Raw genomic sequence first — 26,146 nt, 5'->3', positions numbered from 1 at the left:
CCCGGCAGAGGTGGTCCTGGCGAACCGAGCTGAAGAGGAGAGCCGATCGTCGTCGCGGAACCGATCGTGGCGGCGCACGAGGTGGTTGCGAGACGGGCAACGACGCGACGCGGTCGCGTGCGGTAGCGACGTGAGGCGCCGCGGAGACAGGGGGGTCGGCGGGGGCGCTGCGAGGCAACCCCGCTCGCGTGCGCTGTGCACCGCCGGCGCCGCGGACCGGCGTGGGCGGCGACCCGGGCGGGGACGGGGCGGCGGCGGCGGGACCCTCGGGGCGTCGCTGCGGAGCTGTCCCTCGGGCCAGCTTGCGCGGCGGAGCGGCCGCTCCGCGAAAGTGTCGGGCGGGGTTCGCGGGCGCTTCCCCTCCGGGCGGGAACGCGCTAGCTAGCGTGCCCGACACATGGCTGCAGCTCTGTCGAGGATCGACCCACCGAGCACTCCCGGCCTCCTGGCGCTGGCCGACGGGACTCTGTTCCGCGGCCGCGCGCTCGGGGCCGAGGGGCGCACGTGCGGGGAGGTGGTGTTCAACACGGCGATGACCGGATACCAGGAGGTCGTCACCGACCCGAGCTATCACCAGCAGATCGTGACGCTGACCGCGGCGCACGTCGGGGTGGTCGGGGTCAACCCGGATGACGAGGAGGGCCGCGGGCCGCAGGTGGCCGGGCTGGTCGTCCGCGACGCGCCGCGCCTGTTCGCGTCGTGGCGCGGCCGCGAGAGCCTCGCGGCGTACCTGCGCCGCACGGGCGTGGTGGCGGTGTCGGAGATCGACACGCGCCGGCTGACGCACCTGCTGCGCGAGCGCGGGGCGATGGCCGGCTGCGTGGCGGCCGGCGAGGCGGCCCGCGACGAGGCGGCCTGCGTGGCGGCGGCGCGGGCGTTCCCGGGGCTGCAGGGCGCGGCCCTGGCCGAGGCGGTCAGCGTGCCCGAGCCGGCCGGCTGGTCGGCGGGCTCGGTCCGCTGGCTGGAGGGACATGCCCTCGAGGGCATGTCGAAGGAGACAGGCCTCGAAGGGCAGGTCCGTTGGGGCATGTCCCCGGGGGCAGCCGGGCACGTGGTCGCGTTCGACTTCGGGGTCAAGCGCAACATCCTGCGGCTGCTGGTCGACCGCGGGCTGCGGGTGACGGTGGTGCCGGCGGCGACGACGGCCGCGCAGGCGCTGGCGCTGCGGCCGGACGGGATCTTCCTGTCGAACGGGCCGGGCGACCCGGAGCCGCTGCAGGCCCAGCAGGCGGCGATCCGCGAGCTGGTGGCCTCGGGGCTGCCGGTGTTCGGCATCTGCCTCGGGCACCAGCTGCTGTGCCTGGCGCTGGGGGCCCGCACGTTCAAGATGAAGTTCGGCCACCACGGGGCCAACCACCCGGTGCGCGAGCTGGCCACCGGCCGGGTGCTGATCACGAGCCAGAACCACGGCTTCGCGGCCGACCCGGCGACGCTGCCGGCCGAGCTGCGCGCGACCCACGTGTCGCTGTTCGACGGGTCGCTGCAAGGGGTGGAGCTGGCCGGCCGGCCGGTGTTCTCGTTCCAGGGCCATCCGGAGGCGTCGCCGGGGCCGCGCGAGCTGGCGGGGCTGTTCGATCGGTTCGCCCGCGAGGTGGTCGCGGGCCGGGCCGCGAGGAGGGTGTGAGATGCCCAAAAGGACAGATCTGAAGTCGATCCTGATCCTCGGCGCGGGGCCGATCGTGATCGGTCAGGCGTGCGAGTTCGACTACTCGGGGGTGCAGGCCTGCAAGGCGCTGCGCGCCGAGGGCTACCGGGTGGTGCTGGTCAACTCGAACCCGGCGACCATCATGACCGACCCCGAGACGGCCGACGCGGTCTACATCGAGCCGGTCGAGTGGGAGACGGTGACCCGGATCCTCGAGCGCGAGCGACCCGACGCGCTGCTGCCGACGATGGGCGGCCAGACGGCGCTGAACTGCGCGCTCGACCTGTGGCGCAACGGGGTGCTGCAGCGGCTCGGGGTCGAGCTCATCGGCGCGAAGGTCGAGGCGATCGAGAAGGCCGAGGACCGCGAGCTGTTCAGCAAGGCGATGCGCTCGATCGGGCTCGAGATGCCGCAGGCGGTGTTCTGCCGCACGGTGCCCGAGGCGCTGAAGGCGGCCGAGACGGTCGGCTTCCCGGCGATCGTGCGCCCGTCGTTCACCCTCGGCGGGACGGGCGGCGGGATCGCTACGGACGCGGCCGAGCTGGGGGCGATCGCCGCCCGCGGGATCGAGGCCAGCCCGATCGGCCAGATCCTGGTCGAGCAGTCGGTGCTCGGCTGGAAAGAGTTCGAGATGGAGGTGGTCCGCGACCGCGCGGACAACTGCGTGATCGTGTGCGCGATCGAGAACGTCGACCCGATGGGGGTCCACACCGGCGACTCGATCACGGTGGCGCCGGCGCTGACGCTGACCGACAAGGAGTACCAGCGCATGCGCGAGGCGTCGTTCGCGGTGATCCGCGAGATCGGCGTCGAGACCGGCGGCTCCAACGTGCAGTTCGCCATCGACCCGCGGACCGGGCGGATGGTGGTGATCGAGATGAACCCCCGGGTGTCCCGCAGCTCGGCCCTGGCCAGCAAGGCGACCGGGTTCCCGATCGCCAAGGTCGCGGCCCGCCTGGCCGTCGGCTACACCCTCGACGAGCTCGGCAACGACATCACGCGCGTGACGCCGGCGTCGTTCGAGCCGGCGATCGACTACGTGGTGGTGAAGTGCCCGCGCTTCGCGTTCGAGAAGTTCAAGGGCGCGCAGACCCGGCTCGGCACGCAGATGAAGTCGGTCGGCGAGGTGATGGCGATCGGCCGCACGTTCCAGGAGGCGCTGCACAAGGCGCTGCGCGGGCTCGAGATCGGGGCCGCGGGGCTCGAGCGGCGCGGGCCGGAGCTCGACGAGCGAGGATTGACCGCGGCGCTGGCCGAGCCGGGCCCGGAGCGGATCTTCGCGGTGGCGGAGGCGCTGCGGCGCGGCTGGCCCAAGGGACAGGTCGAGAGCCTGACCGGGATCGACGCGTGGTTCATCGACCAGCTGGCGGAGCTGGTCGAGGTCGAGCAGGCGCTCGCGGGCCGCTCGCTGGCCGAGCTCGACGAGGGCAGGATGCGGGCGCTGAAGCGGATGGGCTTCGCCGACCGCCGGCTCGCCCAGCTGCTGCAGGTGAAGGAGGCGGCGGTGCGCGAGCGCAGGCAGGCGCTGGGCGTGCGGCCGGTGTTCCTGCGCGTGGACACGTGCGCGGCCGAGTTCGCGTCGGAGACGCCGTACCTGTACTCGAGCTACGAGGAGCAGTGCGAGGCGCGGCCGACGGGGCGCGAGAAGGTGATGATCCTCGGCGCGGGGCCGAACCGGATCGGGCAAGGGATCGAGTTCGACTACTGCTGCGTGCACGCGGCCCTGGCGCTGCGCGAGGCGGGGATCGAGACGATCATGGTCAACTGCAACCCGGAGACGGTGTCGACCGACTACGACACCGCCGACCGGCTGTACTTCGAGCCGCTGACGCTCGAGGACGTGCTCGAGGTGATCGCGGTCGAGCAGCCGCGCGGGGTGATCGTGCAGCTCGGCGGGCAGACGCCGCTGAAGCTGGCCCGCGGGCTCGAGGCGGCCGGGGTGCCGATCCTCGGCACGTCGCCCGACGCGATCGACGTGGCCGAGGACCGGGCGCGCTTCCAGGCGCTGCTGCACACGCTCGGCCTCAAGCAGCCCGACAACGCGACGGCGACGACGATGCCCGAGGCGCTGGCGAAGGCGGAGGCGCTCGGGTTCCCGCTGGTGGTCCGGCCGTCGTACGTGCTCGGCGGGCGAGCGATGGCGATCGCCCGCTCGCAGGCGGAGCTGGCGGGCTACCTGACGGAGGCGTTCGCGGCGGCGGAGGAGCAGCCGGTGCTGCTCGACCGCTACCTGCGCGACGCGATCGAGGTCGACGTCGACGCCCTGTCCGATCGGACAGACGTGGTGATCGGCGGGGTGATGGAGCACATCGAGCAGGCCGGGGTCCACTCGGGCGACTCGGCGTGCGCGCTGCCGCCGTACTCGCTGCCGCCGCCGATCCAGGCGGAGATCCGGCGCCAGACGGTGGCGCTGGCCCAGGCGCTCGGGGTGGTCGGCCTGATGAACGTGCAGTTCGCGGTGGCCGGCGGCGAGGTCTACGTGCTCGAGGTGAACCCGCGCGCGGCCAGGACGGTGCCGTTCGTGGCCAAGGCGACCGGTCGCCCGCTGGCGAAGCTGGCGGCCCGGGTGATGGCCGGGGCGACGCTGCGCGAGCTCGGAGTGACGGAAGAGCGGCTGCCGACGATGGCGAGCGTGAAGGAGGCGGTGCTGCCGTTCCGCCGCTTCCCCGGCGCGGACCCGATGCTCGGGCCGGAGATGAAGTCGACCGGCGAGGTGATGGGCAGCGGCGAGAGTTTTGCTGAAGCGTACGCGAAGGCACAGCTCGGCGCGGGGGTGCGGCTGCCGCTGCAGGGCCGGGTGGCGCTCGAGGTGGCCGACGAGGACGCGCCGGGGTTGGTGCCGGTGGCCGATCACCTGCGGCTGCTCGGCTTCGAGGTGCTGGCCGGGGCGGCGACGGCGGAGGCGCTGGCCGGGCTCGGCTATCCGATCGGGCGGCTGGACGCGGAGCTCGAGGGGGTCACTCTGGCCCTGGCCTCGGGGACAGGTGCGGCGGGGCTGCGGGCGGCGGCGACGGGGCGCAAGATCCCGTGCTACACGACGATCGCCGGGCTGGCCGCGGGGGCGCGGGCGATCCAGCGGATGCGCGAAGGGCCGCTGCCGCCGCGCTCGCTGGTCGAGGTCGCCGGGTAGAGGCTGTCCGAAAGGACAGGCGCGGGCTGCGGCGCCTCCGGTCGGAGAGACCGGGGGCGCCGTCGTCTCGTGCGCTCGCGGGTGCCTGGCCGAAGAGACAGGCGCGATCGGAGGCTGCCTGGTCGAAGAGACAGAGGGCGGCGGTCTGGTCGAAGAGACAGGAGGGTGCCGTGTCTCGTGCGCTCGCGGTGCCTGGCCGAAGAGGCAGGCGGCGATCGGAGGCTGCCTGGTCGAAGAGACAGGGGGGCGGCGGTCTGGTCGAAGAGACAGGTGGCGCAGCGGTCTGGTCGAAGAGACAGGGGGCGCAGCGGTCTGGTCGAAGAGACAGGGGGCGCGGCGGTCTGGTCGAAGAGACAGGGGGCGCGGCGGTCGAGGTCTGCCTGGTCGAAGGGACAGGGGGGGCGGCAGTGATGCGCGGGCCGGGAGCTCGGAGCGCGGAGGTGGGGGCTGTCGCCGGCTTTCGCCGGTGTGGCGCCGGTTCTTGCGCGAATGTGTATTTTCGCGCGCGGCAGTGGTAGGGGCGGAGGATGCACGACAGCCGGGCGCCCCAGAGCATCGATCCCGAGGTGTTGCGAGCCGCGTTGGCCGAGCCGGAGCGGCTGGCGCTGTACCTGTCGCGCGGGCTCGGCCTGGGCGACCTCCGGGGCGTACAGCAGCCGGAATTCGTGCGCGTGGCGGTGTTGACGACCGTCTCGCCGCCGCTGCTGCAGGTGGAGCGAGCGGGCTGGCTGGCGACTGCGGCCGGGCTCGGCGCGGAGTCGTTGCCGCGCTTCGAGGGGCTCGGGCTGGTGGCGCCGCCGGCCGGGTCGGCGTGGGCGAAGGTGGCGACGGAGACGCGGGCGGCGCTGCTGCGCCTCGCGGTGGGGTCGCTCCTGGCCGCGGCGCCGGAGGTGGCGGTGTTCCACATCACCGACGAGTTCGGGGCGGGGATGCTGCTGCGCCTGCAGTCGGGGCTGACGGCCGGCGAGTCCCGCCTGGACACGCGGCTGCTCGAGCACGTGGTGTTCGCGGCGCTGACGTACCGCCTGCTGGTGCACTCGGGGGAGGCGGTGGTGGTGACTCCGGGGGACGAAGCGACATGGTCTTCGAGACAGGTGTTTCCGGAGCACGCGGCGGTGTGGCGGCGGGCGCTGGTGTCGGGGCCGGACGAGGCGCTGGCCGGGCTGGTCCTGGCGGAGCTGGCGGAGGCGCTGGTGTGGGCGACGACGACGCGACGCGGCCGCGCGACGGTGGCTGCGGGACCGCCGGCGATCGCGACCGCAGTGGCAGAGGCGGAGACGCAGCTGCGCCCGCGACTGACGAATCTGCTGCGCGAGCGCGCCAGCGGCGGGAACTGACATGGTCTTCGAGACAGGCGACGGCGTGTTGGCGAGGCCGAGACGCGACGGCGGAGCGGGCTGCACGGTGAAGTGAGCGCCTGCGGACGGCGGTGCGCGAAGGGGCCGGAGCGACGGCGGCGCGTGGGGATGGCCGAGACACGAGTGCGCGGGCGGTTGGACTTTCTGCTCGCGTGGAGGCGAGGACGCGGACCGTTCGCTGCGGGTGGAGCGTGCGGATGTGGCGCGAGGACGATGTGGGTGCGGGAGATCGATCGGGGCGCGGTCGCGGGCGATCGGGTCCTGGAGGGATGCTCGCGGGCTCCGGCGAATTCGCGCCGTGGCCGCCGCTGGACGGAGCCGGATCCCGCAGGTAGCCTGACGACGATGGATGCGCGACTCGGTCAGGGCTTCGGATGGGCGGTGGCGTGTCCGGCGACGGCCGAGGATGCCGCTGCACGCCACGTGGAGGGGCTCTGGGCGTCGTTCTTCCCGGTCGCGGCCGGTTACTCGGTGACGCGCTCGGCGGTCGTGTCGGTGCCGTCGACGACGCCGTCCCGCTCGCGCGAGCAGCAGCCCGGGATGCGCCTGCAGGTGCGCCGCGGGGACTTCTGCGGCGAGGTCGAGGTGGCGGCGACGACGGAGGTGCGACGCTCGCGGTTGTGGCTGCGCGGGTACGCGGGCTCGCAGCGGCTGGCGGCGGTGGAGCTGCGGGCCGCTCGCGCGACCGACCGCCTGCGCCTGGCAGGTTCTCTGGCCGGCGCGTCGGCCCTGCTGGCGCTGTGCGTCGAGCTGCTGACGCACCCGCCGGGCTTCACTGTCGATATGATGTTCTTCCTCGGCGGGCTGCTGGTGGCCGTGATCATGGTGGTCGGCCTGGCGATCGGGGCGAACGTCGGGGCGTGGTTCGGCGAGCGCCAGGCGGTCCTGGGCTGGGTGCGCGCGCTGGCGCAGGTCGAACAGGACACCGCCCTGCACGAAGACCTCCGCCGCTGGCGATCGCTGGTCAAGAACCTGGCCCACTACCGCGACGCGCTGGCCGGAGCGAGCCGCAGACAGCCGTTCCGCTCGCTCAGCCCCGCGGGGGCTGCCGTGCAGGAGCTGGACGAAGAGGGCGCGATGGCGGCGGCCAGCGCGGGCTGAGCCGGGGCGCCCCGCCTTCACGAGGAAGGCAGGACGGCGCGGAGCGCCCTGGCGGCATGGTCGGTGGGCCGGATGAAGCGGGCGCGATGGCGGCTGCGGAGGCCGGCGCCGGCTGAGCCCGGGCGCCCCGCCTTCACGAGGGAGGTGAAGGCAGGACGTCGCGGAGCGCCCTGGCGGTCATGGTCGGCGGCGGTGTGATGCGCCGGGCTTGCCTCGAGGACATGTCGATTTGGACATGTGCAAAAGGATGTCCAGGACGCCGCGGGCGTTCGCTACGAGCTGGTTCGGTCCTGGCGGTGGTCCGGCGCGGCGGGGCTTGGGAGATGGTTTCTGGGACATGTTGATTGCAACATGTTCGAATGAGCATGTCGAAAGGGACATGCCCTCGAGGTCATGGGCCGTCGGGCTGGGGGGTGAGCTTGAGCTGGACGTGGGCGACGGGGAGCAGGCCGCTCGACTGCCAGATCTGGCCGTCGTGGGTGGTATCGGGGCCAGGGACGACGTCGACGAGCTCGACGAGCCAGTCGTCGATGGTGTAGGCGGCGCTGCTGTCCGGGCGGAGCGGGCGCGAGAGGTGGGCGTTCTCGCTGCCGATCGACAGGCCCGGGCCCGAGATCTCGGTGTACAGCTGGAGCGACAGGGGGATGGTGCCGCGGCCGGGGACGGTGACGAGGGTTTGGCCGAGGGCGCTGAGCCAGACGTACACGGGGGTTTGCAGCGCGGGCAGCTTGCGTTCGTGAGGACAGGTGACTGCGGTGCGGCGGAGGCGGACGCGATCGCCCTGGCCGTCGGCCTCGACGCGCACGAGCTCCTGGCCAAGCCGGACGATCCGCGGCGAGTTGCGGACGTGCGAGATGGACAGGCCGCCGAGAGCGCCGCCGAACACCTGCAGCAGCGGCATCTGCTCGGCCTCCTCCCGGTAGGGGCCGTGGCCGCGGGCGGGGATCTCGAGGGTGACGTACTTGTAGGTGATCGGGCCGAGCGCGAGCTCCTTGCCGACGTCGAGGGTGCGCGCGGGCTGCAGCGCGGGCATCCTCGTCAGCGCGGCGGGGACCGTGGTGCGCACGGGGGACAGGCCGCAGGGGTCGGTGGCCGCGACGGGGGCGGGCTGCGGCAGAGCGGCGGCCGGATCGATGCGCACGCGGACGTGGAGGTGGGCGTCGCCGTCGGCCTTCCAGGCGCCGTCGTGACGGGTGCCGGGGCCCGGAACGACGCGATCGAGGGTGACGAAGTGCGAGCCGACGCGGAAGCGACGCACGCGGTCGGGCACCGGCGCGAGCGAGTGGCGATAGCCGAGGTCGCTGATGTCGAGGCGCGGAGCGTCGCCGCGGGCGTCGAGGTTGAACTGCAAGAGCTCGCCCGCGAGGTCGTAAGTGTAGGTGCGGATGGCCTCGGTGCTGAGCCAGAAGGACCGCGTGGCGGCGGCCGCGGGCATGTCTGCCGCGGGGGGACAGACCTCGCGGCTGACGGTGACGTCGACGCGCCTGGGAGGATCGCCGGGGCCGGTGCGGAGGTCGAAGCGGTACGGGCCGACGAAGGTGTGGTGCTCCTGGTCGGGGTGCAGATCCTCGTGAGCCCCCCAGGGGTCGTGCGGGCCGACCTCGGCGCGATCGATCTCGATGCGCAGCGCGGGGCCGCGGTGGCCGGCCTTGCGGGTGCCGATCCACGCGTCGGGGTCGTAGTGGAGGACTGCCTTGCCGAGAGTGCGCTTGTCTCCGGGGCGCAGGCTGGCCTTGCCGGCGGGGACGCGCCCGCGGGCGAGGTCGGGCGGGAGCTCGGTGGGCTGCTCGCCGGCCTCGCCGCAGCGGCGATCGGGCGGGATCTTGGCGAGCGTCGGCGGCGCGGCGGGGACGACCGTGGAGCTCGCGGTGTTCGGCGCAGCGGCGGGGGCGACTGTGGAGCTCGCGGCGTCCGTGGGGGTCGGCGGCGGGGCGGTGCCGGGGTCGGCGGGGTCGGGGGACACGGGGAGCGAGTCCGGGCTGGCGGGGAGCGGGTCGGTTGCGGCGCTCCCGGGCGCGGGGACGGGGATCGGCGCGGGCGTGTCGCTGGCGTGCTCGAGGTCGGCGGCGTCGCGCCGATCGCAAGCGCCGAGGAGCGCGAGGCCGAGGAGGAGGCGACGGGTGGACACGGTCAACGGCGGGCTGGAACGGGCGAGGTCGAGGGTGGGTGCGCTCGATCGTGGCGGGAGTGTTCGCCGGAGTCGGGCTCGGTGGGCGCGCTCGGTCGCGGCCGGCGGGTGCCCTGCCGGACAGAGAAGGGACGGGTTCGATCGCGGACGGAGAGGTGGGGCGTCGGGCGGAGGCGCGTGAGTCCTCGAGGACATGCGCTTTCGCGCATGTCCGATAGCACATGTCCTCCGGGGCAGGGCTCAGAGGGCGACGGGGTTGAGGAGGATGGTGACGGCGCCGGCGTCGAAGGTGGCGACGGCGAGGTCGAGGGCGGGGTCGGGATCGAGCTGGGCGGCGTGGACGCGGACGGCGCCGGAGGGCAGCTGGAGCGCCTGCGGGGGCTCGAAGGCGCCGTCGCCGTGGCCCGTCCAGTAGAGCAGGATCGGGCTGATGGCGTCGACGGCGACGACGTCGAGGTGGCCGTCGCCGTCGAGGTCGTCGAGGTCGAGGGCGTGCGGGGTGAAGGGCGGCTCGATGTCGATGGCGCCGGCGAAGGTGAAGCCGCCGGCGCCGTCACCTGTCGCAAGGGACAGGCGCGTGGGGAAGTGCTCGGCGGCGAGGACGTCGAGCTCGCCGTCCTCGTCGAGGTCGCCGAGCGCGGCGCTCCAGGGGCGCAGGTGGCCGACCTGGACGGCGGGCTCGACGAACTCGCCGTCGGGGCGGCCGAACACGCGGAGGAAGCCGCGCGGGCCGTCGACCTCGAACAGGAGGGCGTCGGGGACGCCGTCGCCGTCGAGTTGGCCGACCAGGAGGCCGGTGGGCGCGAAGTCGGCGACGGCGCCGAGGACGGTGGTGGTGGTGGTCCAGGCGTCGGCGTCGCTGCCGCGGTGGACGGTGAGGCCGAACTTGTGGGCGCCCTGGCAGAGGGCGATGACGTCGTTGCGGCCGTCGCGGTCGAGGTCGGCGACGACGTGGTTGCGCGGGGTCGGCGGGCTGGTGAGCGTCTTGTAGGCGGCGAACTGGGCGACGTCCCAGCGGAAGATCCGGGCGGCGTCGGCGAACTGGGCGACCATGACGTCGACGCCGGCATCGCCGTCGAGCTGACCGATCGCCGGATAGGCGCTGGCGCCCTTGAGCGTGGGGGCGAGGTCGGCGGTGAAGGTGCCGTCGCCGCGGCCGCGCGCGACCCAGCCGGCGATCAGCTCGGCGTCGTCGAGGCCCATGACGAGCAGGTCCTGGTGGCCGTCGCCGTCGAAGTCGGCGACCTCGAGCGAGTAGGGCTCGAGCGCGGGGCTGAGGGCGTCGCCGCCGGGGCCGTCGGTCGGATCCTCGGTGGGGTCGGCGCTGGTGAGGCCGCCGGTGGCGTCGCTGTCGCCGCCGGGGCCGGCGCTGGTGAAGCCCTCGGTGCCGCCGCCGCTGCCGGCGCCGTCGCTGCCGCCCTCGGTCTCGCCGAGCGGACGATCGGTGCAGGCGACGAGCAGCGCCAGCGCGGACGCCAGGTGGGCCCTCATTGGACAACGCTGCCATGGCCGCCCGGTCGCGGCAAGCGCCGGCCCGGGGGACCCGGCGCGAGAACGCGCGATCTCCGCGGCCGGCGCTTGCGGGCGGGCGGGCGGCGCGGTAGTGGTGGGCGAGGACGCCCTCCGGCTGCTCGATCGGACATGCACGAAACGCCAGGTGAACAGCGCGCGGGCGGCGGGATCCTGGGGCACGTGGGCGGGACGCCGCTGGTGCCCCTGCGCCGGCTGGCGGCGGGACTGGCGGCGCCGGTGCTGGTGAAGTGCGAGCACCTGAACCCGGGCGGGAGCGTGAAGGACCGCATCGCGGTGGCGATCGCCGACGACGCGGAGGCGCGCGGGCTGCTGCGGCCGGGGATGACGATCGTGGAGGCGACGGCCGGCAACACGGGGGTCGGCCTGGCGCTGGTGGCGGCGGCCCGCGGTTATCGATTGGTGTGCGTGCTGCCGGAGAAGATGTCGGCCGACAAGCGGGCGGCCCTGGCGACGCTGGGGGCGGAGGTGATCGTGACGCCGAACGCGGCGCCCTCGCACCCCGACAACTTCCGCCGGGTCGCGGAACGCCTGGCGCGCGAGCGCGGGTGGTTCCTCGCCGACCAGTTCAACAACCCGGCCAACGTGGAGGTCCACGCGCGCACGACGGCGGCGGAGATCCTGGCCCAGACGGGCGGGGTGGTCGGGGCGTTCGTGGCCGGCGCCGGGACGGGCGGGACGATCACGGGGGTCGGTCGGGTGCTCAAAAGGGCATGTCCGAAGGTGCAGGTGGTGCTGGCCGACCCGCTCGGCTCGGGGCTGGCTCAATGGGTCGAGTCGGGCGCGCTCGGGCCCGATGGGCCGTACGCGGTCGAGGGCATCGGCGCGAGCGAGCCGCCCGGGAACCTCGACCGCACGGTGATCGACGCGGCCGAGCGGGTCTCCGACGAGGAGAGCTTCGCGACCGCGCGGCGGCTGATCGCGGAGGAAGGACTGCTGGTCGGCGGGTCGGCCGGGACGAACGTGGCGGCTGCTTTGCGCGTGGCCGCCCGTGGAGGGCTCGACGGGCCGGTGGTGACGGTGCTGCCCGACAGCTGGGACCGCTATCGCAGCAAGCCGTGGCTGCAGGCGCAATCGCGGTAGGCGGGCGCATCGCTGGCGGCGCAATGCTGCGAGTGGCGGTGCGGGCTGGAAGGGCCGGTGGGCACGGTGCTGCCCGACGGGTTGGAGCGCATCGGCGGTGGGGCGGCGCCGCAGGGCTGCGTGGGACGGGTGGGCTGGCAGGGCCGGTGGTGACGGTATTGCCCGCAGGGGACCGCCAGCGCGGCGAGCGGCGGCTGCGGCCGCAATCGGTCAGGCGGATTCGGGGCAATGCTGCGGGCGGCGGCGCGGGGCCGGAAGTGCCGGTGGTGACGGTGTTGCTCGACGGCCGGGACCGCTATCGAAGCGCGTCGCGACTGCGGCACGATTGGTCGTAGGCAGCGAGGCGAAGCAATCGCAGGGGGGCGAGGACGAGGGCGCCGTTCGACGGACTGCGGCTGGAGCTCGGCCACGGGTCGGCGGTTCGAAGGAATTGAGCTCGATTCAGCAGGCGGCCCATCAGGCGGAGGGGGCAGGTTCGCGCGGCGGCTCAGCGGCGGACGCGCCGAAAAAGAAAGGCACGAACAACGCCGCAGCCGGAGATTTGAAAAGAGAGAAAGGCCACCCCGCATGCAACCACGACCTCACTCCATCGCCCTCGCTCTCGTATTCCTCACCGCTGCGCCCGGCTGCGACTGGCTCGACTGGCACCCCGGCGAATCGTCGACGTCGGGCGGCGACGGCTCCGATTCGGACTCGGATTCCGACTCCGACGGCGGCCCGCCGGCGCCGACCTGCGACCTCGTCGACACCATCGTCCCGCCGGCGACGTGCCTGAATGGTGCGGTCGAGCCGGGCGAGCTCTGCTTCGTGATCGGGAGCGGGGCCACGCAACCGCCGAACGGCGTGGTGTCGACGATCGCGCTGCCGCTGGACGGCTCGAGCGGCAGCGACCTGTTGATCTCGCACGAGGACGGCACGGTCTCGGGGCTGCTGTTCGCGGCCGTGCCCTGGCTGCAGACTTCGGGCCTGAGCTGGCCGCAGAGCTTCTCCGGGGGCACCCTGTCGCTGCGCGCGGTCGGCGACTTCAACGAGGACGGACACCTCGACGTCGCCGCGCACATCGACGGCCCGACCGACTCGATCCAGATCTTGCTGCTGGACGGCGCGGGCAACCTCGTCGGTGAGTCGGTCGCGCTGACCGGCGCCGAGCTGCTCGGGCCCGACCTGTTCGACGCCGACGGCGACGGCCACCTCGACCTCGTCGTGATCGCGCCCGGGGAGCTCGAGGACGTCATCGCCTTGCGCGGCGACGGCACCGGGCAGTTCGAGGTCTCGCCGCAATTCGGCTGGTCCGACGCGATCGAGCGCTACGCCATCGGCGCGCTGCAGGCCGACGGCGCCGTCAACGACGTCGTCTGGGCGCTGCCCGCCGGCGAACTGACGATCCTCATGGCCGGACCCGGCGACGCGCTGTTCAGTGAGGAACTCGGGCCCGACGCCGAGGTGCTCGACCTCGCGGTCGCCGACCTCGACGGCGACGGCGACGGCGAGATCGTCGCGCTGCTCACCGACACGATTCATCACACCAGCGAGGTCGCGGTGCTCGAGTTCGACGCGCCGAGCGAGAGCTTCACCGACACGCGCTATCCGGTGGGCTGCGGCTCGGTCTTGCTGGAGATCGGCGACCTCGACGCCGACGGGGTCCTCGATCTCGCCGCCGCCGCCCCGGGCTCGCCGACCGGCTCTGTATCGATCCGCCGCGGCGACGGCCAGGGCGGCTTCGCCGGCCTCCTGACCGTCGGGTTCGGGAGCGACATCGATACGTTGCACATCGTCGATCTCAACGGCGACGGGCTGGCCGATCTGGCGGGGTCGAGCCGCGCGGATGGATCGATCGACTACTCGCCGAATCGTCCGTGAGGCCGGCGCTCATGGGCCTGACCGCTGGTCCAGGCCATTGCAATCATCAGGGGGCGTGCCGGGGCTCGCGGCTCGACACGATCGCAGTGACACGCAAGGCTCGCACCGACGGTCCGTCGAAGCGCGGCTCTCGCGGGCCGAACGCTCGCTCGTGAGATCCCGGGCGGACGGGCGGCGGATGCAATCATCGGAGGGCGTGCCGGGTTCGCGGCCCGGCGCGATCGCAGGGATAGGGCGCGCCGGCGTGAGCCCTGCGGCGAGTCGAAGTGCGGCTCCCGAGGGCTCGCGCGTCCGGAGCGGACGGGCGGCCCATGCAACCCTCGGACAGCGCGCGCCCGGGGCTCGCGGTCCGGCACGAGCGCAGCGCGAGGCGATGCCGAGCGGCGGTGCGATCGTTCGGCGAGTCGAAGTGCCGCTCTCGCGGCCGGCCGCTCGTGGATGCGGGCGATCAATCGTCGTAGACGAAGGGGATGTCGAGGCCGCCGAATCGCTGGCCGGTGGTGGGGTCGACGAGCTCGGCCATGAGGTTGATGTGGCGCACGTCCTCGAGCTCCTCGAAGTAGAGGAAGCCGGTGATCCGCCCGCCGGGGCTGAGGACGCCCTCGGGCAAGGCGCGCTGCAGCAGCTCGCCGTCGGGCAGCGGGAAGTGTCTGCAGGAGGTGTAACAATTGCCGTAGTAGTCGGCGCGGAAGGGGAAGCTGCCGCCCCACACCGACAGGGCCGGGTACCACGGGGAGAGGTAGGGGGCGAGGCCGAAGCCCATCGGCGGATAGGCGAGGTCGACGGGGCCGTAGGCGACACCGGTGACGATGACGGGTGGCAGGGCGACGAAGCGCACGCCCGAGGGCGTGACGAGGGCGAAGTGCTCGTAGCGCAGCTCGACCGGCCGCCTGCCGGTGTTGGTGATGGTGACGAGGATCGGGGTGACGAGCTCGTCGAGCTCGCCCGGATAGCCGCGCCAGGCGTCGGCGACGGCGACGAGCTCGATGCCCTTGTCCTGGTCGACGGCCGAGGAGGCGATGCCGGGCACCCGCCTCGACTCGGGCGCAGGCTCGAGGTTGCCCGCGCAGCCGAGCAGCGCGGCGCCAGCGAAGAACAATCGACGGACAGTCGCGGCGGTGTGAGGCGGCATGAGGGTCGTGCTCGCCGGCTATCGTTGGACCGTTCCACTCCAGGGCCACGCGGCGCGCGAAGGGCAGGCGGGCGCAGGCGCCACGACGTCGTGAAGAGCGGCACCACGAGGCGCGGCGCGAGCGCTCCGTCGCGAACTCGTCACGCGCGCGGACGCGGCGACGCGGAGGTGCGGGGCCGGCGATCGCCTCGCTGCGGCGCGGATGCGCCCTCCGGACCGCTTGCTCGCCCCCGCGCCGGTGCTATCCGACCAGGTTGCGCGAGGGCTTCGCGCGAGCAGGCGAGCAGAGGAGGCCTCGATGAAGACGACCAAGCAGCTCCCGGTGCACGAGTGGAAGACGTACTTCGACGGGTTCACGCGCAAGCACCTGCGGCCGGAGGCGGCCGGGATCGTGACGATCCAGGCGGTGTCGCTGCAGATCGGCGATCAAGTGTTCGCCCAGAACGCCCGCCTGCTCGGCATCGCCTACGACCCGCACGGGAAGACGCTCGAGGTGCAGCTCGAAGGCTCCGACCACCTGGTGTTCCGCCCGGCGGAGGTCTGGGTGCTCGAGGGCGATCGCGACGACGTGATCGCGACGTTCGAGCTGGTGCGGCCCGACGGGATCAAGGAGATCTTGCACGTGCAAGGCGGGGGGCCGATCGAGCGCGTGCGGGCGGCCGGAGGAATGCGATGACGCCGGAGACGACTCGCCGCATGGCCGGCGGCGCGCTGGCGGTGTCGGCGTTCAGCATCGCCCTGGCGCTGTTCGCCTACTGGCGCGCGGGCGGCAAGCAGGACGCGGCGGCGAGCCACGCGGAGATCCGGGCCGCGGTCGATTCGCTGCGCGAGAAGCAGACGGAGCTGGTCGATCACACGCGAGGGTCGCTCGACGCGGCGTACCAGAACAGCCGCGACCGCCTGACCCGCCTGCGCGAGGTGGTGCGGAGCGAGAAGGACCGCGCGGAGGCGGAGATACGGACCCAGCTCGACCGGGCGGAGGCCGACGTCAATCGCCTGGTGTCGACGGTGGAGCTCGAGTCGCGGAAGATCCGCGACTCGTCGATCGGCAGCGCCGAACAGGCCCAGCGGGCCCTGTCGGTGCGCGTGCGCACGGTCGAGGGCCGGGTGGCCCTGCTGCGCGCGAAGGCCAAGACGCGCCGCGCCGAGACGCTGGCAGAAGGCCGCGAGTACGACCAGGCGTTGCGGGTGCTGGTCGAGGCGACCGATCTGCTCGACCAGGCGCAGGAGCGACTGCCCCGCGAGTACGACCCGACGGTGGCGGCCCTGCGAGGGGCGCTGCACGAGGCGCTCGCGTCGGTGCAGAACCAGGCGGTCGACATCCGCGAGCGGCTCGACGAGGTGGTGCGCCAGACGAACTCGCTGGTGCGCACGCTCGAGAGCGACGAGTCGGCGGCGGCCGGCTCGGTGGTGCCGCCGCAGGCGTGAGGCCCCGCGCTCGTGCGGGCGCCGGAGGTTCGCAGCGCGAGGAGGTGCCGGACAGGTCGTCATCGACAGGGTCGGCACCTGGACGAGCTGTCCCCGGGGACAGACGGGCCGCCCGGTCTGTCGTGTCACTCGTGCGACTTCGGGCCGCGGTCGATCGCAGGCGCACTGCTTGGCGGAGCGGACGTGTGGAGCACGCCCTCGCCGCGCACTTCGGCCGCGCCTGCGGTCAATCGTCGGCGCACTGCTTGGCGGAGCGGTACGTGTGGAGCGCGCCCTCGCCGAGCACTTGCATGCCTCCGCCGCTCACGCCGGAGAACCAGTGCACGGGAGCGTCGAACGCATGCACCTGTTCGAGCGCGCCACTGTCCTCGCGCCACCGCCAGAGATGCCCCGAGTCGAGGAGCAGGGCGTGGATCTTCCATTGATCGACGCTGCTCGTGCCGATCTGCACCTGAAGAAGATCGCCCGCGAGCTCCGACTGGATCGGGCTCCACGACGCGCCGCCGTCGTGCGAGAGGAGGACGGTCCCGGCGTCGCCGACGGCGAGGCCGCGAATCGGGTGATTCGGGCCGAGCTGCGCGGCACAATCCTCGAGGGCGAGCGAGCGCAGGTCCTCCCGGGTTCCGCTGGCGACCGACTGCCAGGTGATGCCGCGGTCGGTGGAGCGCACGATGGTGCCGCCGTCGCCGACGGCGACCACGGTGTCGGGGTGGACGATCGCCACGTCCCGCAGCGCGAGCGATGTGGACGACTCCGCCGGGGTCCACGACGCTCCGCCCGTGGTGCTGCGAAGGATTCGACCCGCAGCGCCGACGGCGATCACGTAGAGAGCGTCGTCTTCGCAGGAGTAACGAACTCCGAACAGATCCTCCGCCAGGGGCGGCGAGGAGGGGGCGGACCACGTCTCGCCGCCGTCGCGTGAGTAGCGGATCGTCCCGGCGTCACCGACGACGGCGAAATCATCGAAGGTGGCGGGGGACATGGCGAGTGCACGCAGCCTCGCGTCGGCGTGCCCGACCTCCGCGAAATCGGCGAAGATCGCGGCGTCGGTGCCGATCTGGATCCCGGCCTCGAAGCGACGGATCCGCGGATCGACGGCGATGTCGGTCCAGCCGACGCACTCGTCGCCGCACCCGGGCGCGAGGCCGATGCAGGCGGCGCCCAGCCATGCGGCGGCCTCGAGCGATCGAGCCGTCGCGGCGAGGATTGTCCGCGGGAGCGTCCTTGCCGAGAAGCGCATGGGAGCCATTCGTGCGGCGCTCGCCGAATCACTGGAAGCGGACGAACAGGCCGAAGCGCCACACGAAGCCGCGGACGGCGAGGTCGCCGAAGTTGCTGGTGTGGGTCGGGATCGGGTCCTCGTCGACGTAGAGCTCGGGGCGCACCTTGATCTTGCTGCGGAAGGTGTAACCGGCGGCGAGCTCGAAACCGGCGGTGGCCCGCGCGGCGCCGCGTCGCGGCAGCCACTTCTTCGGCAGGTACAGCGAGACGCCGGCCTGGGCGTCGGCCATGCCGGTGACTGCGGACTGGTTCGAGGTGTTGTACGCGCCGCTCCACGACATCGTCCCCAGGCGGGCGAAGCTGGGGCCGCCGCCGGCCTGGGCGAACACGTCGAAGCCCTCGCGCACGACCACCGCGAGGCGGAGGAAGGCCAGCGGCTCGCGGACGGTGATGTCGGTCTCGACGGCGTCGTAGAGGTCGCCGTAGCTGCCGAGGCGGCGGAAGCTGGCGCCGCCGCCGAGGAAGACGCGGCCGTCGGCGAGGCGGAAGTCGCCGCGCACGGTGGCGCCGGCGTGGAAGGCGGAGCGGTTGTCGTCGAAGGCGCGCCAGGCGGGGTCGAAGACGACTGTGGTGCCGATGTCGCCGCCGAGGTCGAGGCGCCAGCGGATCGGCCGGTCGGGCCAGGTTCGCTTGCGGCTGGGCGGCGGGGTCGGCGGGCCGGCGACGGGCGGCGGCGGAGGCTGGGTGACCGTCGGCGGAGCGTTCTGCGTCGGCGGAGCGACCGGCACCGGCATGGGCATCGGCGTCGGCGCGGGCGCGGCGTTCGCGGGCGGGTCGGCCGGCGCCGGGCTCCACGCCTCGACGGCGGTCGGCGCTTCGGCCTCGGTGGCGCTGCGATCGGTGGCTGCAGGAGCGGCGGCGAAGACGAGGGCGAGGATAAGCGATGGCATGTCTCACTCCTGATCGAGCACGCCCTGCAGCAGGAAGCCCCAGTGCACGTGGCTGGTGGATCGCGACGGGTCGGCCGGATCGACGATGGTGAGGTGACCGGCGGGGTCGTCGTGGGTGATGACGATCCGGTCGGGGCCGGGCAAGTAGTGGAAGGCGCCGATGGGGTCGTCGAGCAGCATCGACTCGGGGTTCAAGGTCTGCAGGTCGACGGTGCTGACCCACTGCTGGCCGGCGGTGCCGAGCAGCAGGCGATCGCCGACGAGGGCGCTGCCCCTGGGGTCGTAGCGGACCTGCGAGGACAGCGGGGTGACCTGCTCTTCGGGGAAGGAGACGACGTAGAGCTTGGTGCCGCTGCCGATCAGGACGCGGTCGTTGTCGAGGACCACCAGCTCGTCGATGCCGGTCTCGATCTTGAGGTGCTTGGGCTTGCGACCGAGGCTGTCCTCGATGCCGCCGAGGTCGAGGGTGCTGAGCTGGGTGCCGCTCGGGGCCCACACGACGGCCTGCTTGCCGCCGTCGGCGTCGCGCAGGAACAGCCGCTGCGCGGCGCTGCCGAGCGGGACAGTGAAGCCGCCCTGGGTGCGGATGTCGGTGAAGACGAGGGCGCTGCCGGCGGCGTCGACGGTGATGAGGTAGGGGACGCTGGCGCTGTCGTAGAAGAGGAAGTCGCTGCTGGTCTGGCCGACCGGGATCAGGCTGATCTGGGCGGTGAAGCCGGTGCCGTCGCCCTCGGCGACGAGGGTGAGCATGCCGACCTCGCTGCCCTGGGCCGACAGGACGAACAGCGCCGGATCGACGAACAGGTCGTTGCCAGGGCGCAGGAGGGTGGTCTTCGGCGAGAAGCCGATGTCGCTGCCGAGCGGGACGGCGACCTGGTCGAGCGCCGGATCGTCCATGTCCATCAGCACGACCTCGCTGTCGGCGAGGAAGGCGGCGATGTCGTGGGCGACGCCGCCGATGACGATCGGAGTCTCCTCGCCCTCGCGGATCTGGCCGGGGAACTGGACCGCCTTCAAGGTGCCGCCGAAGCCGTTGAGGGTGACGTTCTCGACGCCCTCGCCCTGGAGGTCGACGATGGCGATCTGGTTGGCGTTGTGCAGCTGCTCGGAGCTGCCGTCGCCGCCGAAGTAGAGCACTGCCCGCCGGTGATCGGGGCTGAGGGCGCTGGCGGTGAACGGGGCCCGCACTTCGTAGACGACCGGCTCGCCCTCTCCGTCGGCGGGGAAGCGATACAGCTGCTCGTCGATGTCCTCCTCCTTGGCGCTGGCGGGGACGGTGAGGGCGAGGACGGACTCTTGATCGCGGGTGGCGGCGCTCCAGGCGACGACGGTGTGCTCGTCGCCGACGGCGGCCCGCCGGGTGGTGACGCTCTCGCCCTTCGGCAGGACGAACACGACCTCGTCGCGCGCAGGGTCGACCCACACGAGGCCGTCGCGGGTGGTGACCGGCGGGAGCAGCTGGAACGAACCGTCGTAGGGATTGGGCGGGGCGCAGGCGCCGGCGAGCAGCGCGAGGGTGAGGACGGAGCGGAGGCGCGGCGGTGGTTGCATGATCAATCCTTCACCGAGTCGTTGAGGACGTAGCCGGTGACGGTCTGGACGTCGCCCTGGGGGTCGACGAAGGTGATCCGGCCGGTGGGGTGCTGCTGCGAGACGAAGATCTTCTCGGTGGGGTCGACGTAGCCGGCGCCCTCGGGCGGCGAGCCGAGCAGCAACGGCTCGACGATGAAGTTGCCGAGGTCGACGAGGTCGACCCTGCGCACGCTCGCGGCGTCGTCGCGCAACAGGACGGCCGCGCGCCCGCCGTCGGGCGTGAACAGGACGGGGCCCGGGGCGGCCTGGGTGTTCTGCCGCTTGAGCAGCGGGAAGGCCGGGGTGAGGTCGAACAGGCTGTACGAGAAGGCGGCGGCGCCGGCGGCGGCGGCCGGGTCGGCGCCGTGGACGAGGATGGCGTTGCGGCTGTCGGGGGCGATGCCGACGCTGACGACCGGGACCTCGACGAACAAGGTGACGAGGTCCCAGCCGTTGCCCTCGCGCCGCGCGAGGGTGATCCGCTGCCGCGGGTCGGGCCAGGGGCCGTCGTCGCCGGTGGTGCTCGTGGTGGTGGTCGTGGTGGTGGTCGTGTCGTCCCCGGTGCCGCTGGTGGTCGAGTCGTCGCCGGTGGTCGAGGAGGACGAGGTGCCGTAGACGGGGTGGTCGTCGTCGACGAGCGGCAAGTCGGGGGCCGGGCTCACGGTGAGCGCGAATGGATCGACCGTGGTGTAGAGCAGCATGGTGTCGCCGTCGGCGGCGACGCTGGCGAGGCCGACGTACTCGCCGGGGACCTCGTGCTCGACGAACATGCCGGGGCCGAGCGGCAGCGGGACCTCGAGGAAGCGGCTGCCGCCGGCGCCCGGGAGGGTGAGGACGGCGAAGTCGGCCGACTCCGAGATGTCGAGGTCGGTGGGGACGCCAGGGAGGTCGAGGACGGTGAGCTCGCCGCCGGGCAATTGCGTGACCGCGAGCCACGGCTCGCCGTCGACGCGCGCGAGGGCGATGCCGAGGCCGGCGACGATCTGGACCTCGAGCGTGGCCGGGTCGATGCCCGGATCCTGGACGACGGGCAGGAGCGGCGGCTTGCCGACGGCGCCGAGCTCGGCGAACGGGATGACGTTGACGCCGGCGGCGGTGATGACGTACGCGGCGCTGTCGTCCGGCGCGAACACGATCTCGCGCGGGTGAGCGCCGACGGTCATCTCGTAGGCGGTGCCGCCGGCGACGTCGAGGACCGAGAGCTCCTGATCGCTGCCGGCGCCGAGCTGCTCGGGGCCGTCGACGTCGTGGTAGACGAACACGTAGTTGCCGCCGGGCGAGACCGCGAGGTTGTTCGCGCCCGGGGTGACCGGGACGATGGTGACGCTGGTGGCTCCGGCCTCGCTGGTGCGCAAGACTGCGACGTCGTTGCTGCCCTGATCGAGGACGACGACGCTGCCGGCGTCGCCCGCCTGGCCGGGGATCGGTTCGACGACGGTCGGGCCCTGGCCGACCTCGACGACGTCGATGACGAGGTTGGAGGTGTCGATGACGGCGACGGAGTCGGTGGTCTGGCTGGCGCTGTAGACGTACTTGCCGCTGGCCCTGGGGACGCGGAAGTCGCCCTCGTCCTCGGTCTCGGGCGGCGGGTCGCCGGTGGTCGGCGAGTCGCCGGTGCCGCCGGTGCCGGGGCCGCCGTCGGTGCCGCCGGGGCCGGTGATGTCGCCGGTGTACGAGCCGCCGATCTTGCCGCTGTCGTCGCCGCAGCCGACGAGGAGCGCGAGACAGACGGGCCACTGCGAGACGAGGGGGCGAGGCATCGGACGCATCTCCACGGTTCGAGGACGGCGGGTCGGGAGCTCACGGCCCGCGCCGCGGAACGGTAGTAACCGCCGGCGGCGGAAAAATTGCGGGCGGGGAAATTCTCTCGCGTACGCGCGAACGAGCGGCCGGGCACGCGCACGGGCGTGCGGGCGTGGGGGCGCGCATGGTCAGTCCTTGACCGAGTCGTTGAGGACGTAACCGGTGACTGTCTGGACGTCGCCGTCGGGGCCGATGAAGGTGATCCGGCCGGTCGGGTGGGCCTGCGAGACGAAGACCTTCTGCGTCGGGTCGACGTAACCGGCGCCCTCGGGCGGTGAACCGAGCAGCAGCGGCTTGACGATGAAGTTGTCGAGGTTGACGAGGTCGACCTTGCGCACGCCGGCGAGGTCGTCGCGCAGCAGGACGGCGGCGCGGTCGCCCTCGGGGGTGAAGAGGATCGGGCCGGGCGCGGCGAGGGTGTTCTGGCGCTTGAGCAGCGGGAAGGCCGGGGTGAGGTCGAACAGGCTGTACGACCAGGCGGCCGGCGAGGCGGCGGGATCGGCGTCGTGGACGAGGATCGCGCTGCGGCTGTCGGGGGCGAGGCCGACGCTGACCAGCGGGACCTCGACGAACAGGGTGACGAGGTCCCAGCCGTTGCCGTCGCGGCGGGCGAGGGTGATCCGCTGGCGCGGGTCGGGCTGCGAACCTCCGTCGTCGTCGCCACCAGTGGTGGTGGTGGTGGTGTCGCCGGTGGTGGTGTCGCCGGTGGTGCCGGTGCCGAAGACTGCGTGGTCGTCGACGAGCGGGACGTCGGGGGCCGGGCCCTCGGTCAGCGCGAACGGATCGACGGTGGTGTAGAGCAGCATGGCGTCGCCGGTGGCGGCGACGCTGGCGAGGCCGACGTACTCGCCCGGGACTTCGTGCTGCACGAACATGCCGGGGCCGAGCGGCAGCGGGACCTCGAGGAAGCTGCTGCCGCCGCCCGCAGGGAGGGTGAGGACCGCGAACTCGCCGGTCGGGGCGACGTCGAGGTCGGTGGGGACGCCGGGGAGGTCGAGGACGGTGAGCTCGCCGCCGGGCAGCTGCGTGACCGCGAGCCACGGCTCGCCGTCGACGCGCGCGAGGGCGAGGCGCTCGGCGGCGACGATGTGGACCTCGACGCGGGCCGGATCGACGCCCGGATCCTTGACGACGGGCAAGAGCGGCGGCTTGCCGACGTCGCCGAGGGCGGCGAAGGAGATGACGTTGACGCCGGCGGCGGTGACGATCCACGCGGTGCTCTCGTCGGGGGCGAACACGACGTCGCGCGGGTGGGCGCCGACGGTCATGCGATGGGCGACGCCGCCTGCGAGGTCGAGGACGGTGAGCTCCTGGTCGCTGCCGGGGCCCTGCTGCTCGGGGCCGTCGACGTCGTGGTAGACGAACACGTACTTGCCGCCGGGCGAGACCGCGAGGTTGTTGGCGCCCGGGGTGACCTTGTGGATCTCGACGGTGGTGGCGCCGGCCTCGCTGGTGCGCAGGACCGCGACGTCGTCGCTGCCCTGATCGAGGACGACGACGCTGCCGGCGTCGCCCGCCTGGCCGGGGATCGGCTCGACGACCGTGGGGCCCTGGCCGACCTGGACGACGTCGATGACGAGGGTGGCGGTGTCGATGATCGCGACCGAATCGGTCGACTCGCTGGCGCTGTAGACGTACTTGCCGCTGGCCCGCGGGACGCGGAAGTCGCCGTCGTCCTCGGTCTCGGGCGGCGGAGCTTCGCCTCCCGTGCCGTCGGTGGAGGTGCCGACGCCGGCGCTGCCGTCGGTGCCCCAGCCGCTGTCGGTGGCGCCGCTGAGGCCTCCGTCGATGCCGGCCTCCGCCATGGCACACGCGCCGAGCCAGGGGGCGAGACACAAGGGGAGCGTCCACGCGCGTCGCAGAGGCTTCATCTCCAGCAGCTCCTAAGTCGAGTCAGGTCAAGGCAAGGAAAAGGAGCCTCGATGCTAGCCCGGGGCGCTGCGGCCAGCAAGAGCGGCCCGCGCGTGCGCGCCGGGGAGGGCCAGGGCGGCGGACGGCGGGAGGCCGGCCGGGGCTTGCGCCAGAGCCGGGCGAGCGGGCGTCCTCAAAGCAGAGGGCCAGACGATGGCGGGCCTGGGCGCGCGGGCACGCGGGTCGTGGTGGCCCGAGACGCCGACCGATCGAGCTGTCCCTTGCGATATGTACGCAGCGGAATGTGTCCGCAAGGGCATGTCTATCCGGACATGCCCTTCAAAGCATGTCACGGGGGGCATGCCCCGAGAGGCAGGCTCAGCGCTCGGCGAGGACGACCACGCGGTCGCCGGCGGCGAGGCGGATCCGCTCCGACTTGCGCGGGTTGAGGACCACGCCGTAGTCGTGCTCCGAGTCGTGGGCGCGGGCGGCGAGGCGGTAGCCGACGGCGAGCTCGCCGCGCCGCGCCGCGGCCTCGACGACGGCGTAGAAGTCGACGTCGGCGCCGGGCTGGACGTAGTCGCGGGCCGGCTTGAGGTAGATCTCGTGGCCGTCGGGCGACAACAGGTCGTCGAGGACGGCGGCGATCCGCTGGTTCTCGCTGACCTGCGAGACGACCAGGGAGACGAGGGTGTTGCTGATGATGAAGTCGTCGGCCTCGGTGACCGCGGCGAGCTCTCGGTTCTGGCCGTCGAGCATCTCGCTGGTGATCGGGACCGTCTTGCCGTGCCGGCGCAGGATGTCGCGCAGGTGCAGCAGGGTGATCATGGTCCGCGAGTCGGTCATCTCCTGCGTGCGGCCCTCGGTCTCGGCGAGCACGAGGATGTTGTCGAAGCCGGGGACGTCGAGGCCGTCGAGGACGGCGCGGTCGGTGACGTCGCCGACCCGCACCTGGACGCTGGTGTGCCGCAGGGCGTCGCCGCCGATCCGCGCCGCGAGGTGCCGGGCCTCGCCGACGACGAGGGCGGTCGAGCCGGGGGCGACGTAGGCGTCGAGCTCGCGCAGCACCAGCGGCAGCAGCTGGCTCTCGCCGAGCACGAGGGTCCGCTCCGGCCTCGGCTCGGCGTGCGGGTGCAGCGGCGCGAGCACCTCTTCGGCGACCGGGGTCGGCCGACCGTTGAGGATCACGGTGTCGTCGTCGCGGCTGATGGCGATGACCTGATCGCCGGGCTCGAACCGGCGATCGAACGCCGGCGGCATCAGCCGCTCGCCCGCGGCGGTGTAGACGCCGACGAGGGCGCTGTCCTCGTAGGCGAACAGGCCCTCGCGGAAGGTCTTGCCGGCCAGCTGCGGCTGGGCCTGGATGTAGAACTCGTCGCCGCTGAACGACAGCAGCTCGGTGTAGACGACGGAGAGGCCCGACTGCCGGCCGGTCTGCACGAGGACGCGGCTGATCAGCGGCGGGGTGAGGATCAGGCCGGCGGCGTCGCCGACGACCATGCGCGCGACCGAGAGGGTCTTCTCGCTCTTGATCTCGGCGACCACGTGCGGCGGCTTGCCGGCCCGATCGCCGGCCTTTGCGACCGCGAGCAAGGTCTTGAGGACGACGGTGTCGGCCTCGGGCCCGTCGGGCGACATGACGATGACCGAGCGCGCCTCGCCGAGGTTGACGAGGTCGAGGTCGCGCCGCACCAGCGGGCTGCCGGTGCGCGTGACGACCCGCATCGAGGCGTCGCCGAGGACGGTCCGCACCTCGTCGTCCATGGCGACCTTGTCGTGCTCGGCGAGGATGACGACCGAGGCGCCCGGGCGGTTGGCGTTGGCCTCGGCGAGCTCCGTGAGCAGGGCGTGGATCTTGCCGGTCCAGCCGAGGATGACGGTGTGGTCGCGCTCGATGACGACGCTCCGACCCTTGCGCAGGCGATCGAGGATCTCGCCGAAGCCGCCGGTGAGGACGCCGATCAGGGCGGAGAACACGAAGATGCCGCCGAACGAGACGGCGAGCATGATGAAGAGGAAGGTCCACGAGCCGGCGTCGCTGCCGACAGCCCCGGGATCGATGGCGTGCATGAGCCCGAGCCACACGAGCCGCCCGAACGAGACCGGCTCGCCGTCGCCGCCCTGCGGGCTCAGCCCGGTGAGGGTGAGCAGGGTCGAGGTGACGAGGATCAGGAGCAGGGTGACGATCGCCAGCATGGCGATCTGCGAGCCGACCCCGCGCGCCATGGCGTTGTCGAAGCGATAGCGCAGCCTCTGCCTCAATGTCGCGCGTGGCACGGTCGCGGCGCTTCTATCACAACAGGGCAGCGCCGGCCGCGGCGATAATTCCGCGGGGCATGGCGAACGGTGATCCT

Annotated in this window: 17 protein-coding genes; 8 read left to right on the top strand and 9 right to left on the bottom strand. The window is 72.9% G+C overall.

All coding sequences use genetic code 11. From position 1 onward, the window contains the following. Positions 1 to 397 precede the first annotated feature (397 nt). From carA to O0S08_RS24840, 4 genes are all read left to right on the top strand, one after another. Positions 398 to 1,624, top strand: a complete 1,227-nt coding sequence (gene carA, locus O0S08_RS24855; RefSeq protein WP_269041732.1) for a glutamine-hydrolyzing carbamoyl-phosphate synthase small subunit — start codon at positions 398 to 400, stop codon at positions 1,622 to 1,624. A 1-nt stretch (position 1,625) separates the two neighbouring features. Continuing rightward, a complete protein-coding gene (gene carB, locus O0S08_RS24850; RefSeq protein ID WP_269041731.1) occupies positions 1,626 to 4,775 on the top strand; it encodes a carbamoyl-phosphate synthase large subunit in 3,150 nt (1,049 codons plus the stop codon). Positions 4,776 to 5,302: 527 nt separating this feature from the next. Continuing rightward, positions 5,303 to 6,112 carry a hypothetical protein gene (locus O0S08_RS24845; RefSeq protein ID WP_269041730.1) on the top strand — a complete coding sequence of 270 codons (810 nt, stop codon included), beginning with the start codon at positions 5,303 to 5,305 and terminating at the stop codon, positions 6,110 to 6,112. 366 nt (positions 6,113 to 6,478) lie between these two features. Further along, positions 6,479 to 7,234, top strand: coding sequence for a hypothetical protein (locus O0S08_RS24840; protein ID WP_269041729.1), 756 nt, complete (start codon positions 6,479 to 6,481; stop codon positions 7,232 to 7,234). A 391-nt stretch (positions 7,235 to 7,625) separates the two neighbouring features. Here O0S08_RS24840 and O0S08_RS24835 read toward each other — a convergent pair whose 3' ends face one another. Further along, positions 7,626 to 9,362: a hypothetical protein gene (locus O0S08_RS24835; protein ID WP_269041728.1), complete on the bottom strand. Its 1,737-nt coding sequence runs from the start codon at positions 9,360 to 9,362 to the stop codon at positions 7,626 to 7,628. 240 nt (positions 9,363 to 9,602) lie between these two features. Then, on the bottom strand, positions 9,603 to 10,853 hold the full coding sequence (locus O0S08_RS24830) for an FG-GAP repeat domain-containing protein (RefSeq protein WP_269041727.1): 1,251 nt from the start codon (positions 10,851 to 10,853) through the stop codon (positions 9,603 to 9,605). 150 nt (positions 10,854 to 11,003) lie between these two features. On the opposite strand from O0S08_RS24830, the gene O0S08_RS24825 reads away from it, so the two are divergent. Both O0S08_RS24825 and O0S08_RS24820 read left to right on the top strand, forming a co-directional pair. Continuing rightward, a complete protein-coding gene (locus O0S08_RS24825; protein ID WP_269041726.1) occupies positions 11,004 to 11,975 on the top strand; it encodes a PLP-dependent cysteine synthase family protein in 972 nt (323 codons plus the stop codon). Positions 11,976 to 12,542: 567 nt separating this feature from the next. After that, positions 12,543 to 13,835 (top strand): FG-GAP repeat domain-containing protein, encoded by a 1,293-nt coding sequence (locus O0S08_RS24820; RefSeq protein ID WP_269041725.1) that lies wholly within the window; start codon positions 12,543 to 12,545, stop codon positions 13,833 to 13,835. A gap of 448 nt (positions 13,836 to 14,283) precedes the next feature. Here the strand turns inward: O0S08_RS24820 and O0S08_RS24815 are convergent, their stop codons facing one another. Continuing rightward, positions 14,284 to 14,967, bottom strand: coding sequence for a hypothetical protein (locus tag O0S08_RS24815; RefSeq protein ID WP_269041724.1), 684 nt, complete (start codon positions 14,965 to 14,967; stop codon positions 14,284 to 14,286). 298 nt (positions 14,968 to 15,265) lie between these two features. Between O0S08_RS24815 and O0S08_RS24810 the strand changes: the two genes are divergently transcribed. Together O0S08_RS24810 and O0S08_RS24805 are read left to right on the top strand one after the other, a co-directional pair. Continuing rightward, positions 15,266 to 15,643: a DUF5335 family protein gene (locus tag O0S08_RS24810; protein ID WP_269041723.1), complete on the top strand. Its 378-nt coding sequence runs from the start codon at positions 15,266 to 15,268 to the stop codon at positions 15,641 to 15,643. After that, a complete protein-coding gene (locus O0S08_RS24805) occupies positions 15,640 to 16,395 on the top strand; it encodes a hypothetical protein (protein ID WP_269041722.1) in 756 nt (251 codons plus the stop codon). The genes O0S08_RS24810 and O0S08_RS24805 overlap by 4 nt, the downstream gene beginning before the upstream one ends. Positions 16,396 to 16,621: 226 nt before the next feature. Here O0S08_RS24805 and O0S08_RS24800 read toward each other — a convergent pair whose 3' ends face one another. From O0S08_RS24800 to O0S08_RS24775, 6 genes are all read right to left on the bottom strand, one after another. Next, a complete protein-coding gene (locus tag O0S08_RS24800) occupies positions 16,622 to 17,635 on the bottom strand; it encodes a WD40/YVTN/BNR-like repeat-containing protein (RefSeq protein ID WP_269041721.1) in 1,014 nt (337 codons plus the stop codon). A 28-nt stretch (positions 17,636 to 17,663) separates the two neighbouring features. Next, complete coding sequence (locus O0S08_RS24795) at positions 17,664 to 18,566, bottom strand: hypothetical protein (RefSeq protein ID WP_269041720.1); 903 nt, start codon at positions 18,564 to 18,566, stop codon at positions 17,664 to 17,666. 3 nt (positions 18,567 to 18,569) lie between these two features. After that, positions 18,570 to 20,117: a hypothetical protein gene (locus tag O0S08_RS24790; protein WP_269041719.1), complete on the bottom strand. Its 1,548-nt coding sequence runs from the start codon at positions 20,115 to 20,117 to the stop codon at positions 18,570 to 18,572. Between the two features lie 2 nt (positions 20,118 to 20,119). After that, positions 20,120 to 21,898, bottom strand: coding sequence for a YncE family protein (locus O0S08_RS24785; protein WP_269041718.1), 1,779 nt, complete (start codon positions 21,896 to 21,898; stop codon positions 20,120 to 20,122). Positions 21,899 to 22,069: 171 nt separating this feature from the next. Beyond that, positions 22,070 to 23,812 carry a YncE family protein gene (locus O0S08_RS24780; RefSeq protein WP_269041717.1) on the bottom strand — a complete coding sequence of 581 codons (1,743 nt, stop codon included), beginning with the start codon at positions 23,810 to 23,812 and terminating at the stop codon, positions 22,070 to 22,072. A 358-nt stretch (positions 23,813 to 24,170) separates the two neighbouring features. After that, complete coding sequence (locus tag O0S08_RS24775; protein ID WP_269041716.1) at positions 24,171 to 26,069, bottom strand: CASTOR/POLLUX-related putative ion channel; 1,899 nt, start codon at positions 26,067 to 26,069, stop codon at positions 24,171 to 24,173. Positions 26,070 to 26,146: the final 77 nt, after the last annotated feature.

The organism is Nannocystis punicea, from assembly GCF_026965555.1.
GTDB classification, from domain to species: Bacteria; Myxococcota_A; Polyangia; order Nannocystales; family Nannocystaceae; genus Nannocystis; species Nannocystis punicea.
Note: the sequence above shows the minus strand (reverse complement) of the source record. Positions and strands in the feature narration are given on the sequence as shown.

Coding starts and splice junctions, on each gene's coding strand:
- carA (WP_269041732.1), top strand. CDS start 398: ATGGCTGCAGCTCTGTCGAGGATCGACCCACCGAGCACTCCCGGCCTC.
- carB (WP_269041731.1), top strand. CDS start 1,626: ATGCCCAAAAGGACAGATCTGAAGTCGATCCTGATCCTCGGCGCGGGG.
- O0S08_RS24845 (WP_269041730.1), top strand. CDS start 5,303: ATGCACGACAGCCGGGCGCCCCAGAGCATCGATCCCGAGGTGTTGCGA.
- O0S08_RS24840 (WP_269041729.1), top strand. CDS start 6,479: ATGGATGCGCGACTCGGTCAGGGCTTCGGATGGGCGGTGGCGTGTCCG.
- O0S08_RS24830 (WP_269041727.1), bottom strand. CDS start 10,853: ATGAGGGCCCACCTGGCGTCCGCGCTGGCGCTGCTCGTCGCCTGCACC.
- O0S08_RS24825 (WP_269041726.1), top strand. CDS start 11,004: ATGCACGAAACGCCAGGTGAACAGCGCGCGGGCGGCGGGATCCTGGGG.
- O0S08_RS24820 (WP_269041725.1), top strand. CDS start 12,543: ATGCAACCACGACCTCACTCCATCGCCCTCGCTCTCGTATTCCTCACC.
- O0S08_RS24815 (WP_269041724.1), bottom strand. CDS start 14,967: ATGCCGCCTCACACCGCCGCGACTGTCCGTCGATTGTTCTTCGCTGGC.
- O0S08_RS24810 (WP_269041723.1), top strand. CDS start 15,266: ATGAAGACGACCAAGCAGCTCCCGGTGCACGAGTGGAAGACGTACTTC.
- O0S08_RS24805 (WP_269041722.1), top strand. CDS start 15,640: ATGACGCCGGAGACGACTCGCCGCATGGCCGGCGGCGCGCTGGCGGTG.
- O0S08_RS24800 (WP_269041721.1), bottom strand. CDS start 17,635: ATGCGCTTCTCGGCAAGGACGCTCCCGCGGACAATCCTCGCCGCGACG.
- O0S08_RS24795 (WP_269041720.1), bottom strand. CDS start 18,566: ATGCCATCGCTTATCCTCGCCCTCGTCTTCGCCGCCGCTCCTGCAGCC.
- O0S08_RS24790 (WP_269041719.1), bottom strand. CDS start 20,117: ATGCAACCACCGCCGCGCCTCCGCTCCGTCCTCACCCTCGCGCTGCTC.
- O0S08_RS24785 (WP_269041718.1), bottom strand. CDS start 21,898: ATGCCTCGCCCCCTCGTCTCGCAGTGGCCCGTCTGTCTCGCGCTCCTC.
- O0S08_RS24780 (WP_269041717.1), bottom strand. CDS start 23,812: ATGAAGCCTCTGCGACGCGCGTGGACGCTCCCCTTGTGTCTCGCCCCC.